Annotated in this window: 13 protein-coding genes, 1 tRNA gene and 2 pseudogenes; 7 read left to right on the top strand and 9 right to left on the bottom strand. The window is 65.9% G+C overall.

The annotated features are described in order from the left end of the window. Positions 1–17: 17 nt before the first annotated feature. Positions 18–200: pseudogene (locus FVE89_RS30805) on the top strand (hypothetical protein); the annotation flags it as partial. Between the two features lie 132 nt (positions 201–332). Here the strand turns inward: FVE89_RS30805 and FVE89_RS00480 are convergent. Continuing rightward, on the bottom strand, positions 333–527 hold the full coding sequence (locus FVE89_RS00480) for a hypothetical protein (protein ID WP_342390077.1): 195 nt from the start codon (positions 525–527) through the stop codon (positions 333–335). 34 nt (positions 528–561) lie between these two features. Here FVE89_RS00480 and FVE89_RS00475 point away from each other — a divergent pair. Beyond that, positions 562–968: pseudogene (locus tag FVE89_RS00475) on the top strand (transposase); the annotation flags it as partial. A gap of 298 nt (positions 969–1,266) precedes the next feature. Here FVE89_RS00475 and FVE89_RS00470 read toward each other — a convergent pair. The 3 genes from FVE89_RS00470 to FVE89_RS00460 all read right to left on the bottom strand — a co-directional run bounded on the left by FVE89_RS00470 (position 1,267) and on the right by FVE89_RS00460 (position 4,933). Further along, positions 1,267–2,058, bottom strand: a complete 792-nt coding sequence (locus FVE89_RS00470) for an ABC transporter permease (RefSeq protein WP_246730456.1) — start codon at positions 2,056–2,058, stop codon at positions 1,267–1,269. A 92-nt stretch (positions 2,059–2,150) separates the two neighbouring features. Then, positions 2,151–3,080 carry an ABC transporter permease gene (locus tag FVE89_RS00465; protein WP_160532304.1) on the bottom strand — a complete coding sequence of 310 codons (930 nt, stop codon included), beginning with the start codon at positions 3,078–3,080 and terminating at the stop codon, positions 2,151–2,153. Positions 3,081–3,289: 209 nt separating this feature from the next. Then, on the bottom strand, positions 3,290–4,933 hold the full coding sequence (locus FVE89_RS00460; protein WP_160532303.1) for an ABC transporter substrate-binding protein: 1,644 nt from the start codon (positions 4,931–4,933) through the stop codon (positions 3,290–3,292). 312 nt (positions 4,934–5,245) lie between these two features. Here FVE89_RS00460 and FVE89_RS00455 point away from each other — a divergent pair, with 312 nt between their 5' ends. The 3 genes from FVE89_RS00455 to FVE89_RS00445 are packed head-to-tail and all read left to right on the top strand — an operon-like array spanning position 5,246 to position 7,163. Further along, positions 5,246–5,863 carry a MotA/TolQ/ExbB proton channel family protein gene (locus tag FVE89_RS00455; RefSeq protein ID WP_342389768.1) on the top strand — a complete coding sequence of 206 codons (618 nt, stop codon included), beginning with the start codon at positions 5,246–5,248 and terminating at the stop codon, positions 5,861–5,863. A 2-nt stretch (positions 5,864–5,865) separates the two neighbouring features. Beyond that, a complete protein-coding gene (locus FVE89_RS00450) occupies positions 5,866–6,336 on the top strand; it encodes a biopolymer transporter ExbD (RefSeq protein WP_160532301.1) in 471 nt (156 codons plus the stop codon). Continuing rightward, positions 6,333–7,163, top strand: coding sequence for an energy transducer TonB (locus FVE89_RS00445; protein ID WP_246730430.1), 831 nt, complete (start codon positions 6,333–6,335; stop codon positions 7,161–7,163). Before FVE89_RS00450 ends, FVE89_RS00445 begins: the two co-directional genes overlap by 4 nt. Before the next feature lie 101 nt (positions 7,164–7,264). Here FVE89_RS00445 and FVE89_RS00440 read toward each other — a convergent pair whose 3' ends face one another. The 5 genes from FVE89_RS00440 to arsH all read right to left on the bottom strand — a co-directional run bounded on the left by FVE89_RS00440 (position 7,265) and on the right by arsH (position 13,144). Next, positions 7,265–8,368: a LacI family DNA-binding transcriptional regulator gene (locus tag FVE89_RS00440; RefSeq protein ID WP_160532300.1), complete on the bottom strand. Its 1,104-nt coding sequence runs from the start codon at positions 8,366–8,368 to the stop codon at positions 7,265–7,267. A gap of 96 nt (positions 8,369–8,464) precedes the next feature. Further along, positions 8,465–9,253 (bottom strand): DUF1868 domain-containing protein, encoded by a 789-nt coding sequence (locus FVE89_RS00435; protein ID WP_246730429.1) that lies wholly within the window; start codon positions 9,251–9,253, stop codon positions 8,465–8,467. Between the two features lie 44 nt (positions 9,254–9,297). Then, positions 9,298–11,631 carry a TonB-dependent receptor gene (locus FVE89_RS00430; protein WP_246730428.1) on the bottom strand — a complete coding sequence of 778 codons (2,334 nt, stop codon included), beginning with the start codon at positions 11,629–11,631 and terminating at the stop codon, positions 9,298–9,300. 466 nt (positions 11,632–12,097) lie between these two features. Then, positions 12,098–12,187: transfer RNA gene (locus FVE89_RS00425), tRNA-Ser, on the bottom strand. A 201-nt stretch (positions 12,188–12,388) separates the two neighbouring features. Next, positions 12,389–13,144 (bottom strand): arsenical resistance protein ArsH, encoded by a 756-nt coding sequence (arsH, locus tag FVE89_RS00420; protein WP_342389766.1) that lies wholly within the window; start codon positions 13,142–13,144, stop codon positions 12,389–12,391. Positions 13,145–13,194: 50 nt separating this feature from the next. Here arsH and FVE89_RS00415 point away from each other — a divergent pair, with 50 nt between their 5' ends. Together FVE89_RS00415 and arsC are read left to right on the top strand one after the other, a co-directional pair. Further along, positions 13,195–13,566: a helix-turn-helix transcriptional regulator gene (locus tag FVE89_RS00415; protein WP_160532297.1), complete on the top strand. Its 372-nt coding sequence runs from the start codon at positions 13,195–13,197 to the stop codon at positions 13,564–13,566. After that, positions 13,559–13,996, top strand: coding sequence for an arsenate reductase (glutaredoxin) (gene arsC, locus FVE89_RS00410; protein ID WP_160532296.1), 438 nt, complete (start codon positions 13,559–13,561; stop codon positions 13,994–13,996). The genes FVE89_RS00415 and arsC overlap by 8 nt, the downstream gene beginning before the upstream one ends. Positions 13,997–13,999: the final 3 nt, after the last annotated feature.

Below are 13,999 nucleotides of genomic sequence, written 5' to 3'. Positions count from 1 at the left end.
GGCATCTGCCGTCGACCGTGCCGTCCTCTCCAAAGCCCCGAACAGGTCATGAGAGGAGGGAGCGCACGAGGACGACGGCTATCTTCGCCGACGAGGGCAGAATCGTCCTCGACGGCAAACCGACCCCGGAGACCGGACTGCAGGGTGCCCTCGTCTGGATCACCCCGATGATCTGCGGAACCGACATCCACATCCTGAAAGAGGCGTGACCTGACCGGTCGTTTGGACACTGGCCGGGCGCCGGCACCGGTTGAGCCAAGGTTTGCTCGACGATCCAGACGGCTTGGGCGGCACGACAGAGCCGTTGGTCTGATCGGAGCGCTTGACGATCGTCAGCTTGAGCCACCGGCACACCCGGCGCAGGCCAGCCTTGAACGCCGAGCCCTGATAGCCGCCGTCCGTGTTGAGCCGCACCAGGAACGGGCAGAGGCCGAACGGGCCATGACCAAGACACCGCCGGTGCGGTCCTGCACGCTGGCCGGATGTACCAGTGCGTGCATCAGCAAGCCGTGCGTGTCGACGAGGATGTGGCGCTTCCGGCCCTTGATCTTCTTGCCCGCATCGTAGTCCGACCTGTTCATCCTGCGTGGGGTGCGCGGCCATATCCGTTCAGACAATGGTCCGGAGTTCATCGCCAAGTCGGAACAGGCCTGAATCTTCGGCGTCGGCGCGAAGACTGCATACATCGCAGCCGGCCCACCGTGGGAGAACGGTTACGTCGAAAGCTTCAACGCACGGCCAAGAGATGAATTGTTGAACGATGAAATCCTTATACGCTCAAAGAGGTGAAGATCGTGCTCGAGAGTTGGCATCGACATCACAACGGCGTGCATCCGCACGCTTCACTCGGATACCGACCACCCGCCCCGGAGGTGTTGGTGCCGACCTCATCCGCTTGGCCGGCTGCGCTCACCCGACCGGCCCCGCCGGCCAAGCTGCCAGTGGAGCCCAGACCGACCCTGCGCTAACTTTGAATTTGGACCACCGCCTGGGGGCCGATCACTTGTCGGTGTCAGACGCCTCGTCGAGGTGGGTATGCTAACGGTCCGCGTGCGGTCAGTTACGCCGCAGTTCAGCGCTTCCGACCTCGACCACGCGATGCCTTGTGCGGATTGGCCGTGCAACGACCGAAAATCCACTTCCTCCTTCTCGTGGGGTAATTCAGTACGCAAAGGCGAAGCCTCGTCTTGTGGTCCAGATTACATGCCGACTTACCGTCGACCAAAGCGAACGAACCAAAAAGGCCATCCTATTGCGTGAGCGATCTCACTCAGACCCTGCGTCAAGACCGTCCCGCAGCCAGTCCCCCACGAGACTGACGGCCAACGTCGTCAGCACGACGATCAGTGCGGGCAGCATCAAAATCCACGGCGCACGCGTGAGGTAATCACGGCCATAGCCGATCATCGTACCCAGGCTCGTGAGCGGCGGCTGCACGCCGAGGCCCAGGAACGACAGCGCACTCTCCAGCATGATGACCTCCGGTATGATGAGCGTCATCAGGACGATCAGCGTCGCGGCAATGCTGGGCAGGATGTGGCGCAGGTAGACGCGAAGCGGGTGCGCGCCGAGTTGCCGGGCGGCGGCGACGTAGCCCTGGGCCTCCGCGGTGAGCGCCAGCCCGCGGGCGATCCGCGCGTGGCGCTCCCAGCCGAAAAGGCTCGTCAATCCGATCACCGGTAGCAGACCGTGGCCCAGGAATGCCATGACCGTCAACGCGAAGATCGGGAACGGCACCGCGGCCTGGACATCGGCCAGTGCCAGGATCGCCTGCTCGGTGAGGCCGCGGCGGTGGGCGGCCAGAAACCCGAGGCTCGTCCCGATGCTCGCCGAGAGCAGCGATGCGGCAAAGGCCAGGAGCAGCGAGATCCGGATGGACGCGATCAGCCGCGAGAGGACGTCACGCCCCAGCGCATCGGTGCCGAGCCAGTGGGCCGAAAGACCGGAGTTCGTCAAAGGGGGCGCGAGACGCGCCCGAAGATCGACGGCGAGGATGCTGTAGGGCTCGATCACGTCCGCCAGGGCGGCGACCATGAGCATCAGCGCCAGCCATGCCATGGCGATCCGCACCGGGTAGGAAAGCCGCGCCCGCAGCGATCGGATGGCGCGGGGCGGCGGGTAGCCTCGCTCGGCGTCGGCGGTCCGGCCGCTCATCGCGTCGCCGCCCCTGTCCGCAGCCGCGGATCGAGCAACCCGTAGAGGAGATCGACGATCAGGTTTGCCGTTACCATGGTGGTCGCAGTCAGCAGCAGAATACCTTGTACGACCGCGAGATCGCGGCTGGCGACCGACATGACGAGGAGCCGCCCGACACCCGGCCAGGAGAAAACGCTCTCGACCAGGACGGATCCGGCGAGCAGCGATCCAACCGAGAAGCCGCCCAGCGTGACGAGCGGAATCGCCGCGTTGGGCAGGGCGTGGCAGCAGATTATCCGACCCCATGGCAGCCCCCGTGCGCGGGCCGCGCGGATGTAGGGCTGCCCAAGGACATCCAGCATCGCGCTGCGGGTGAGCCGCGCGAAGGCTGCGGCGCCGCCGAGGCCTAGGGTCAGGACCGGAAGCACCGCGTGCCGCCAGGTCCCATGGCCCCCGGAGGGGAGCCAGCGCAGCTCGACGGCGAAAACCAGGACGAGGATGAGGCCGAGAACGAAGCTCGGCACCGCGAAGCCGAGGACCGCCAGGGTCGTCACGACCCGGTCGACGAAGCGCCGTCGGTACAGGGCAGCCGCGATCCCCGCGGACAGGCCCAGGACGAGCTTGAGCGCGAGCGCCGGCAGTGTCAGCGCCAGCGTCGCCGGCACGCGTTCGGTGACCAGCGCCACGGCCGGCCGGCCGTCTCTCATCGACAATCCGAGATCGCCCCGGGCGACGGCCGCACCATAGGTGACATATTGCTGCCAGAGTGGGGCATCGAGGCCCCAGGAGGCCCTGAACGCCGCCACCGCATCGGGCGGCGCATCGTCGCCCATGATCAGGAGTGCCGGATCGCCGGACAGGCGCAGACCTACGAAGGCGAAGGTGACGACGAGCAGGATGGTCAGCGCCGCCCGTGCGAGGCGTGGGGCCAGGAACCGGATCACGCAGCCACCATCCAGACAGGGCTCATCCGCACGGAATCCCAGCCGGTCTTGTCGTGGTGTCCATGGGAGGCGGCACGTCCGACCGAAACGCGACAAGCCCGCCCGGCAGGGGACGATCGCCTCCGAAGAGCGGGGATGGCAGGCGCGGGGCCAGTGAACGCCAGCGGAACCAATCTGCGGTGCTCATGGCGCACGATCGAGACTTAACCTCAGGCGCGCGCGTCGCAATTGCCGGATCTGAAATCCATGGCGAAAGCCGGGGAGGCCCTCCAGCGGATCGCCTTGCGCTTGGCCGTGAAGGTCGCGTTCTGATGCAGCACCGTGTAGGCGGGATCCTCGCGCTCGGCGATCGTGAGCAGCCGGTGGAAGATCGACCGGCGCCGGGACTGATCCGTGGAGCGCTCCAGTTCCAGGCAGAGACGATTGAACTCCCCGTTCGCGTATTCACCGATCTGCTGCTGCTGGCCGTTCGGGCCGTGCTGCGCGACGAGGGACGAGACCGGATCGTTGAAAAGCGCCGAATTCGACCAATCCCGCAGGGCCCGGTCCGCGGACCGCTCCATGACCTGCTGGGTGTTTTCCTTCATGTGGATCTCGACGTTGAGACCCACCTGCCGCCACATCTCGACGAGGAGTTGCGCCGTGTCGACCTGGTTCGTGTAGTAATTTGGAAGCAATCGATACGGGATCGGCTCGCCCCGGTAACCTGCCTCGCGCACGAGGTTCCGGGCCAGTGCGGGATCGTAGGCTGGCACCGACCAGTCCGCGATATAGAGATCACCGTAGTGCGGCCATTGCAGACCCTTCGGCACCGATGTCCGCCCGGCCCAGAGCGCTGCCACGATGGCGTCGCGATCGATGGCGTGGGTCAACGCCCGGCGGATCCGCGGGTCGGCGAGAACCGGGTGGGTCTTGTCGAAGACGAGGATGCGGTGGTTCCTCACAGGGCCGCCCTGGACCTCGAAGGCGGGATCACGCTCGATCCCGGCGATCTGATCCGGCGGGATATCGCAGGCGAAGTCGTATTCACCGGACAGGAGGCCGTCGATCCGTGCGGGCGCCTCAGGGACCTCGACGAATCGAAGGCGCTTCAGGGGCGGACGGCCACCCCAATAGGCATCGTGGGCTTCGAGAATCAGGTGCCGGTCGGGCGCGTAGGCGGCGACCCGGTACGGTCCCGTGGTGATCGGGTTGCGCGCCCATTCCAGGTAGCTGCCGGCCTCTCGAAACCCGCGCTGGCTGGCGATCTCGCCGCCGTACCGCCCGATCCGGCCTTCCAGGGTGATGTCGGGCGTCGCGTTGACGAAGCGGACGGTGTAGCGGTCGACGACCTCGACCGAGACGAGCGCCGGGAAAGCCCGACGGGCCACCGCCGGCACCTCGGGAGGCGGCAGCTTGCCGGCCAGATAGGTGGTCGGCCGCTCATTGACCCGCAGGGTTTCCCCGGTATCCGGAACGGTGTCGCCGAACATCCGCTCGCGACCGAAGGTGAAGGCCACGTCCTCGGACGTCAGTTCGTCACCGTTGTGGAACCGGACGCCGGGCCGCAACGCGAACTCGATCGTACGGTCGTCGAGGCGGCGCCAGCGCGTCGCGAGGCCCGGCACCGTCCTGAGATCACCGCTCCAGTCGCGTCCGATCAACGATTCCCACAGGGACGAGAAGAAGATCCGTTCGCCGACATTCGATTGCTCGCGCAAGACGTCGAGGGTGTTGGTGTTCGCAATCTTCTGCACGGCGATCGCGATCGATGGCCGGTCCTCCGACCGCGCGACGCCGATTCGGGGCAGCGCGCCGGAGCCCGCGGCAGCGGCAAGCCCACCCAGCACTGCGCGCCGCCCCAGGACCGTCATCGCATCCTCTCTCGCCTGGCGGCGGTAGCCCGGCGCATCCCCGATCCGTCTGCGGTTGTAGGCCCTGCAGGTCGGTTCTCGCCATGGCGCACCATGGGACCATCCGGCTACGCTTGTGTGACGATGGCCTGAGACCCTCCCGGCTCGGTCGGGCATGGTGCGCTGCAAAATCCGGGGCTTGTGCCCAGTTTTTGCCGCAAAGATGCCCGTGTTGCGCCCTAATAGAACGTTCTAATTCGTCGTGGCCCGGATGGTCCACACAATTTAGCCACGAACGTAAAAACCGGGGTTTGTACGATGGACCCAGCAAGCATGTCGCCGTCAGCCATGTTCCTCCAGGCCGGACCAGTCGGAAAGGCTGTGATCATCACGCTCGCCGCAGCATCCGTGTGGTGCTGGGCCCTGATCGCCGAGGGCATCTACACCACCTTCCGGCTCCGCCGGTCGCTCAAGGCCCTGGAGAAGGGGACCGTGTCCAAGTTCCTCAGACCGGTCCTGGACGCCGGGACGCGGGCGGCGGCCGTCACGCTGCCCGACGAAGGCGTCGGGGATGTCCGCCGACGCACCATCGAGGCGATGAACGGCGCCGCCACGCAGACCATGATCGCCACCGAGGGCGGCTTCTCCAACCTCGCGGTGATCGCTTCGGTGTCCCCGTTCGTCGGGTTGCTCGGGACGGTGTGGGGCATCATGAGCAGCTTCATCAGCATCGCCGCCTCGAACGACACCAGCCTCGCGGTCGTGGCTCCCGGCATCGCCGAGGCGCTCGCCACCACGGCCATCGGGCTGATCGCCGCGATCCCGGCCGCCGTCGCCTACAGCCGCCTCGGCGCGATCCTGGGCAAGCTGTCCCAGACGCTGGCTCACCTCATCGAAGCGCTCTCGGTCGATCTGATCGCCAAGGGCCGCCTCGCCGTGAAGGAGGGCTGACGATGGCATTCGCGTCCAATTCCGGCGGGCCTTACCGTCCCTCCGCCGACATCAACGTCACGCCGCTGATCGACGTGATGCTGGTCCTCCTGATCGTGTTCATGGTCACGGCGCCGCTGATGACCACGGCCATGAAGGTCAACCTGCCCCAGGCGCAGGTCGCCAAGCCGATCGACCCGAAGGAGCCGGCCGTGATCGCCGTCGGCAAGGACGGCAAGCTGTTCATCGGCAAGGACGAGATCGAGGCCGACAAGCTCGTCCCGGCCGTGGTCGCGGCGATCGAGAACGATCTGTCGCGGGTGATCCATCTCCGGGGCGATAAGGAGGCCGCCTACGGTGACGTCGTCAAGGTGATGGACCTCCTCGCCCGGAACGGCATGACCCACATCGCGATCATCACGACGAAGGGCGGGGCGGAACGGTCCGCCGACGCGGAGCGCGCGCCCACCGCAGCCGGGAGTGCCGCGCCATGAGCACGATGGTACTAAGCGGAGGCGATTCCTTCGTCCTGTCCCTGCCACGGCAGGCCGATTCGAAGGCGCTGGTACGCGGCGCGGCGCTGGTGGTGGCGCTGGCCATCCACGCGTTGCTGTTCGTCACGTCGGGACCACAACCGCAACCGGTCGCCCCGCCGGCTGTCGAGACCCTCGAACTGAGCGTCGTCGCCCAGGGCGACGCGACCACCGACAACGCCACGGAGACTCAGAGCGCGGCCGAGATGGCGCCCCCGCCGGAGCCCGAGGTCCTCGAACCGCCGAAGGAGCCCGAACCCGCGCCGGTGGTCGAGGAGGTGCCCGTCAAGGAGGATCCGACCGCTCTGGCGATCCCAGTTCGCAAGCCGGAACCACCCAGGCCGCCGGAGGTGCAGAAGCCGCCCGAACCGCGCCCGGTGCCGAAGCCCAAGCCCAAGGTGCCGCCAAAGCCCAAGACGCCGCCGAAGGTCGAAAAGCCGAGCGCCGCGAGCGCGGCGCAGCACAGGGGTCATTCGGGTGCCGAGCGCGGTGTGCAGGCCAATGCCAGCCAGTCGCTGGCTGATTACGGCGCCAAGCTGAAAGCCGAGATCAACCGGCACAAGGCTTACCCGGCCGCCGCCCGTGATCGGCACGCATCCGGTATCGTGCTGGTGACCTTCCTGGTCGGTCCGTCCGGCCGTGTCTCGTCTGCGTCCGTCGCGCGGTCGGCGGGGGATGCGGCCCTGGATCAGGCCGCGGTGCAGGCGGTCCGGTCAGCCAGCCTGCCGCCGCCGCCGGGCGGTCATTTCGGCGGCCGTATCGCCATCGACTTCACCCTGAAGCGCTGAGGCGAACGGCCGTGCATCACATCGGAAACCCGGCCTGACCACGCCAGGGTCGGGCCGGGCTTCCGTCACAGGTGCGACCGGCCAACCGGATCATTGGCGTGTCACGACGCGCCGTCGCCACGGGCTGCGATCCGTTCGACGCCGGGACGATCGGCAACGTCACTGCGGATCAGACCTGTCGAGTCGCGGATCACGAGGCGTGTGGGAAACAGCTTCTGCGCCAAATCGTCCGGCGCGCGCGTGCCCTCGATGACCTCGACCAGGGTGGCGAAGGTAAACCGCACCATCTCGAGAGTTGGCACCTCGATCGAGGTCAGGCTCGGGATCGTATAGGCCGCCTGCACGAAATTGTCGAAGCCGACCACGCGGATGTCGTCGGGAACCCGGACGCCGCGGTCGTGCAGCGCCTTCAGCACGCCGAACGCAACCCGGTCGTTGGCCGCCACGATCGCATCCGGCCTGACCGAGCGATCCAGGAGATCCAGCGTCACGCGGTAACCGCTCTCGGAATTCCAGTCACAGGGGATGACGAGGTCGTCGCAGGGCGGCACGCCCGCTTCCGCCAGGGCCTCCCGATAGCCGCGCAGCCGCTCGGTCACCGTGCGCAGCCGTCGCCCGCCGCGCTCGCCCTTGAAGAAGCAGATCGACCGGCTGCCCGTCTGCACGAGGTAGCGCACCGCTTCGTAGACCGCGTCGCGCTCGGCCCGCATGGCGAAGTGCGTGCCCGGCACGTCGAGGCCGAACACCACGAAGGGGAAGCGCTTGGCCTGCAGCATCGCGATCAGCGGGTCGTTCCGCCGATCGGCGAACACCACGACGCCGTCGACCCGGGCCTCGCTGACGAGGCTCGTGATCCGGGTGAGCCCGTCTGGGTCGTCGCTGTTCCAGCGCCTGTGGATCAGGGTGTAGCCGTGCTGGTCGGCCACGGCCGCGAAGGTCTGGAGCACGAGACCCTGGTAGGTCTCCTGCATCAGACCGGACGCGTCGTCGTAGGGTTGGGCGCCCACCGAGAACACGCAGGCGATGCTGCGGCTCGGCTTCTTGCGCAGCGAGCGGGCCGCCAGGCTCGGCACGAAATCGAGCTCGCGCATGGCGGCCTCGATGGTCTCGCGCGTGGTCCGGGCGACCCTCTCGGGATGGTTCAGAACCAGGGAAACGGTCTGGAAGCTCACGCCGGCCCGCCGGGCGACGTCCTTGATCGTCATCTGACCCATCGTCACCTATGCCCGGCCGCGGCCTCGACAGGCCTGCGGGGAGGCCACGTCCGGGGATCCAATTCCCGCTATGACCGGTCTTCTTGTCTAAAGCCGCACCGGTTGAAGATAAAGCCTCGGGTTGAACGCGAACATATCCTCAAACACGCAGAAGGCCGGGGCGCCGAGTTCGAGCACGGGCATCGCCGCGGCGAGAACCTCCAGCGACGCGCGGCGAACGGCGCGGTAGCGCAACGTTTCCGCCTCGGTGAGGGGGGTGATCGCGTAGGTCTGGGTGGTGTGGAACTTGTAGGCTTGGTGATTCGGCTGGCGCAGCTTCAGCAGGTCGGCCAGCCGGTCGCGCAATTGGCGCAGCCTGCGGTTCTCCTCATCGTCGACCGGCACCAGGTAGATGCCCGCGCCCGGCCGCATCTCGATATTGCCCGGCCCTTCCATGACCTTCATTCGGAATCGCGGGGCGCAGCCGAGATCGAAGGCTTCGAGCTTCTGGAGGAAGAGGCGGTTGCAGGCGTCGAGCGGTGCCTCGGCGCTGAGATCCGATGGCCAGAAGCCCGGCCTGCGCTCCGCGTCCACGACCCCTTCGAACACCGTCATGTGGTAGCTGGAGGGCGGCGTGAAGGTGAATTTGTGCGCGTAGGGCTCCGCTTCGAGGGCGGCGCGGAACGCCTGGAGCGGGGCCCTGGCCGGGTGCTCCGATCCGATCGGGCAGATGATGGTGTTGCCCGGAAAGGGGAGCACGCGTCCGTCTGCGGTGAACTTCTTGCCGATCCAAGGGAAGGGCTTCTCGGGGTCGTTAGCGGCGGCGGCCTCCAGCCGTCCGGTCAGACAGCCGATCGCTGCGGTCGCGGTGAGGCGGAGCGCGTGGCGGCGCGTCATGGTCAGGCCTGATATCGATGGAGAGAGAGGGCCGTGGCGCATGGCTAGAAGTCCAGGCTGAGGCTGGCGACCACCGAGAAGGGCGCGCCGAGATAGAAGGTCGGCGTGCCCGCCGAGGTGATCTGGACGCCTGTGCTGTTGCCGGGATTGATGTACAGGTACTTGGCGTTGAGCACGTTGGTCAGGTTGAGCTTGAACGTGCCGTCCTGCGCGCCTGGTATCCCGTCGAGGAACGCCGTCCCCTTGAGCTTGTAGGCGAGACCGAGATCGACCGTGGTGTAGCCGGGCAGACGGATGTCGTTGGTCAGCGTCGCGAAGACGGAGCTGGTGTACTTCGCCCGGGCGAAAGCGGAGAACGGCCCGTCCTCGTACATCAGCGTCGCGTTGGTGATGTATTTCGGCGCGTTGAAGTACTGCTTGCCCTTGGTGGGCAGCAACGTGCTGCTGCCTTCAGCTCGGATGTCGGTGTCGAGCGTGTCGTCGTTGAAGGCCTGCGAAACCAGCACACTCCAGCCTTCATAGGGCTTGGTGCCGACCTCGATCTCTGCCCCCAGGGCGGTGGTGCTGCCCACATTGGTGTATTTCGAGATCAGCGTCCCGTTCGTACTGGTCGTCTGGGCAATGCGGTCGGTGTACTTGATAAGGAATCCGGTCGCGTTGAAATCCAGCAAATCGCCTTTGTAGCGGTAGCCCGTGTCGAGGCTCAGGGAGCGCTCGGGCTTCAATTCCCGTACGTTGATCAGATTGGTCTTGTTATCCACAAGTTGGCCATCAACGAAATTCGGTGGGACGCGCGCGCCCATGGAGGCGTTGAAGAAGATCTGATCCGCCTCGTCGAGGTCGTAACGGGCACCGAAAGACGGCAGGAACAGCGCGAAATTTCGCTTTACCTTGTAATCGAGATAGGCGTCTTGCCGGGAACTGCTGCCCGACGGCAGATTATGGAAGGTGCGGTCGTAGATCCGCTCCTTGCCGGACACGTCGATATGGAGCTTGTCGTCGAACAGTGCGATGCTGTCGGATAGTGACAGGGCGGTATTGTAGTAGTCCGTGACCCAGTCGCGGTTGGTGACGATCCGGCCGCTGTAATCTCGGATCAAGTGTGAGCTGAGGAAGATATCCGGAATCGTGTTGGTGAAGGGATCGATCTGCGTGAACGGGTTCAGCTGATGCTGGTGCGTGTATTCGCCCCAGATAGCACCGCGGATCGTGTGATCACCAAAGTGACCGGTGAGGGTCGCGGTATTACCGAACCGGTCGAAGTTGCTCTGGCTCATCTGCACCAGGAGCGCGTTGGTGTTCCTCGTTCCATAGGCACTGAACGCGCCGATCGGTGAGGACAAGAACTTGTTGCTGTAACCAGCTTCTTGCAGCACGAACTCGCTCGTGCTTCCGGATTCCTGGTGGAGGAAATACGGCGTAACAGCCAGATCGATATTGTCGGTCAGAGGGAACTGGCCGTCGACGGAGACGTAGCCGTGCCGCCCCGGCTCCCATTGGTAGGGGCCGTAACCGAGGTTGAACGGGTTGTAGGGAACCGCCGCCAGGGTCTGACTGAACGCAGCCTTCGGACCCGTCAGGATCGTCGGCGGTATTGTGAGCCAGCCGTTCCGGTATCCGTAGGCGGCATATTGAGCTTTTGAGACGGTGTGAATATATGTGTTCTCAAAATAATTAAAGAACGAATTGAATGTCAGGCTGGCACCGCCCTCAAGTTTCATGTCGAAGCGGGTGTCGACGTGGTGCCTGTCCGCCGCTCCGGGCGCAATGAAGTAGTCGGACTGGGCGTGCGAGTACGAAATATAGGCCTTGAGTGTGTCGTCGTTCAGGAGGCCGGTGTTCACGCGCAGGAATGACTTAAAATTATTATACGACCCTAACGACTGCGACACGGTTGTGCCGGGTTTGTCGGTCGGGGCGCATTGCTGCATCTTCACTTGGCCACCGATGGCGCCGTGCTCCGCCACCGCTCCGGCACTCGTCCCTTGGTTGACCTCGACCGCGCAGAGATTCTCCGAATCGGTGTAGACCTGGGGCGCGACCGCGAAGGTCCCGGGATCGTTGAGCGGTACGCCGTTGAGCGAGAGGCCGATCTGGGTGCTGTCGAAGCCGCGGATTGAGTAGCCGCCGCCGAACAGGCCGGAGGCGTCGCGCGAGTAGGAATTGACGCCCGTCACGGCGCCGATCTGCTGGGCGACGTTCTGGGTGCTCGGCTGGCGGGCGATGTCGTCCTGGCGGAGCGTGGCCGCCGCGACAGTCCCGTTCTGCTCGGCCAGCAACGGCGTGCCGCGACCGCCGCCTTGACCGGCAACCGCTTCGACCGAGACCGTGCCGAGATCGTTGACGGCCTGTCCGAAAGCAGAGCTTTGGAGCGTCAAGGTAGCGGATATCAGGCTAAAGGCCCCAAATTGGAACGTTCTAATTTTCTTGGACACTTCTGCCTCCGTCCGCCTCTCTGAACATCCCAAGATCGACGGTCGCGCGGGATCGATTCGTCCGTGCTCTGACCGAGATTACGTCATTGCATGGAACGTTCCAAGTCTTAGGTCACGAACCCTTCAATTCTGTGACATCGTTCATCATGCCGCGTGATCGGCACCATCAAGCTGCGCGCGCCGCGTCAGGACTCGACCGACGTTTGTCGCCGTTGTCGAACGACACAGGCAGCTTGAGTAGAGATCATGAGTGTCGGTCTCCGCGATACGCGATCTAAGAGCGCCTAACAGAAGGTAAAAAAAGCGCTGATCTATCAACGGCGCTTGCCTGCGCCGGACAAATTATGCTGCGATCGAGGTCAGAAACGCACCCATAAGGGTCAATCTATGGCGTGCGTTACGAATTGACTGGCGGAGAGGGGGGGATTCGAACCCCCGATGCCCTTGCAGGCATGCCGCATTTCGAGTGCGGTGCATTCAACCGCTCTGCCACCTCTCCAGCAATGATTCCAACCCAGGCGCGACACTGGAACCGAACTCATTGCATGGGCCAGACCGACACGCTGTCGCCGAAGAGTCGACGACGGGCAACCGGCCACAGCCGAGGCGGGTCATAACGAGGTTGCGGCGCCAGGGCAAGCACCGAGAGCTGCGCTTGTTTGTTCGTCACGCGGTGCAGGTTCGCACAAGCGGGACAGGCTCAGCGTTCCCCGAAGCCGATATCGGCCGCCACCGCCTTCAGCCGCTCGGGCTCCCGCTCCTTGCGCTCGCTGTAGCGGTCCACCAGCAGGGCGGCCCGCTCGCGGGTCAGCAGGGTGAACTTCATCAGCTCCTCGCACACGTCCACCACGCGGTCGTAGAGCGGCCCCGGCTTCATCAGGCCGGAATCGTCGAACTCCCGGTAGGCCATCGGCACCGAGGATTGATTCGGGATGGTGATCATCCGCATCCAGCGGCCGAGCACCCGCAGCGCGTTCACGGCGTTGAACGACTGCGACCCGCCCGAAACCTGCATCACCGCGAGCGTCCGCCCCTGGGTCGGCCGCACCGAGCCCTCGCTCAGCGGCAGCCAGTCGATCTGGCTCTTCATCACGCCCGTCAGCGTGCCGTGGCGCTCCGGCGAGACCCAGACCTGACCCTCGGACCAGATCGACAGGTCACGGAGTTCCTGCACCTTCGGGTGGTCGGCGGCCGCGTCGTCGGGCAGGGGAAGGCCATGGGCGTGGTAGAGCCGCACCTCGCCGCCCATCGCCTCCAGCAGCCGCGCCGCCTCGTAGGCCAGGAACCGGCTGAACGAGCGCTCGCGCAGCGACCCGTAGAGGATCAGGAAGCGCGGCGCGTGCGTGAACGGCGTGCCGACCTCCAGATCCGCGCGGACCGGCACCCGGAACACCGGCGCGACGACGTTCGGCAGCCCGTCACGCGCGGACGGGTCGGGCGGAACAGGCTTGCTCACGCGGCGGAACGCTCCTACGTTTCAACGAACGTTGAATAATAGGAGCGCCCTTGGACGAACGGCAAGCCCTCGCGGCCTTTGCGGCCCTCGCCCAGGAGCATCGGCTGCGCCTCGTGCGCCGGCTGGTCGTCGCCGGCCCGGCGGGGCTGGCGGCGGGGCGCGTCGCCGAGGCGGTCGGCGTCTCGGCCTCCTCGGCCTCGTTCCACCTGAAGGAGCTGGAACAGGCGGGGCTGGTGCAGGCGCGGCGCGAAGGCCGGTCGATTCTCTACAGCGCCGCCTACCCGGCCCTGTCCGGGCTGGTCGCGTTCCTGATGAAGGATTGCTGCCAGGGGCGGCCCGAGGTCTGCGAGCCCGCCGTCGCGGCCCTCGGATCGACCCTGGAACGTTGCTGCCCCGCAACCGGAGACACCGCCCATGCCTGACCCGTTCGACGTGGTCATCTACCACAACCCCGCCTGCGGCACCTCCCGGAATACCCTGGCGATGATCCGGAATGCCGGGATCGAGCCGCATGTGGTCGAGTATCTCAAGACGCCGCCGAGCCGGGCGATGATCCGCGGGCTCGCGGCGCGCGCCGGCCTCACCCTGCGCGACCTCCTGCGCGGGACAGGCACGCCCTTCGCCGAGCTCGGCCTCGGCGATCCGACCCTCGACGACGACGCGCTGCTCGACGCGATCGCGGCGCATCCGGTCCTCCTGAACCGGCCCCTGGTGGTGACGCCGAAGGGCGTGGCCCTGTGCCGCCCGTCCGAGAGGGTGCTCGATCTCCTGCCGCCGCAGCAGGGTGAGTTCGTGAAGGAAGACGGCGAACGCGTCATCGACGAACGCGGTCGCCGCGTCGCGACGGCCTGAGGA

The sequence above is a fragment of the Methylobacterium sp. 2A genome, from assembly GCF_009806555.1.
Classification (GTDB): Bacteria; Pseudomonadota; Alphaproteobacteria; order Rhizobiales; family Beijerinckiaceae; genus Methylobacterium.
This window is presented reverse-complemented; position numbering and strand designations above follow the sequence as displayed.

What these genes read in the sequence shown, in the direction of transcription:
- FVE89_RS00445 (WP_246730430.1), top strand. Translation starts at nt 6,333, where the DNA reads ATGAGCACGATGGTACTAAGCGGAGGCGATTCCTTCGTCCTGTCCCTG.
- FVE89_RS00440 (WP_160532300.1), bottom strand. Translation starts at nt 8,368, where the DNA reads ATGACGATCAAGGACGTCGCCCGGCGGGCCGGCGTGAGCTTCCAGACC.
- FVE89_RS00470 (WP_246730456.1), bottom strand. Translation starts at nt 2,058, where the DNA reads ATGGCATGGCTGGCGCTGATGCTCATGGTCGCCGCCCTGGCGGACGTG.
- arsC (WP_160532296.1), top strand. Translation starts at nt 13,559, where the DNA reads ATGCCTGACCCGTTCGACGTGGTCATCTACCACAACCCCGCCTGCGGC.
- FVE89_RS00455 (WP_342389768.1), top strand. Translation starts at nt 5,246, where the DNA reads ATGTCGCCGTCAGCCATGTTCCTCCAGGCCGGACCAGTCGGAAAGGCT.
- FVE89_RS00435 (WP_246730429.1), bottom strand. Translation starts at nt 9,253, where the DNA reads ATGACGCGCCGCCACGCGCTCCGCCTCACCGCGACCGCAGCGATCGGC.
- FVE89_RS00450 (WP_160532301.1), top strand. Translation starts at nt 5,866, where the DNA reads ATGGCATTCGCGTCCAATTCCGGCGGGCCTTACCGTCCCTCCGCCGAC.
- FVE89_RS00460 (WP_160532303.1), bottom strand. Translation starts at nt 4,933, where the DNA reads ATGACGGTCCTGGGGCGGCGCGCAGTGCTGGGTGGGCTTGCCGCTGCC.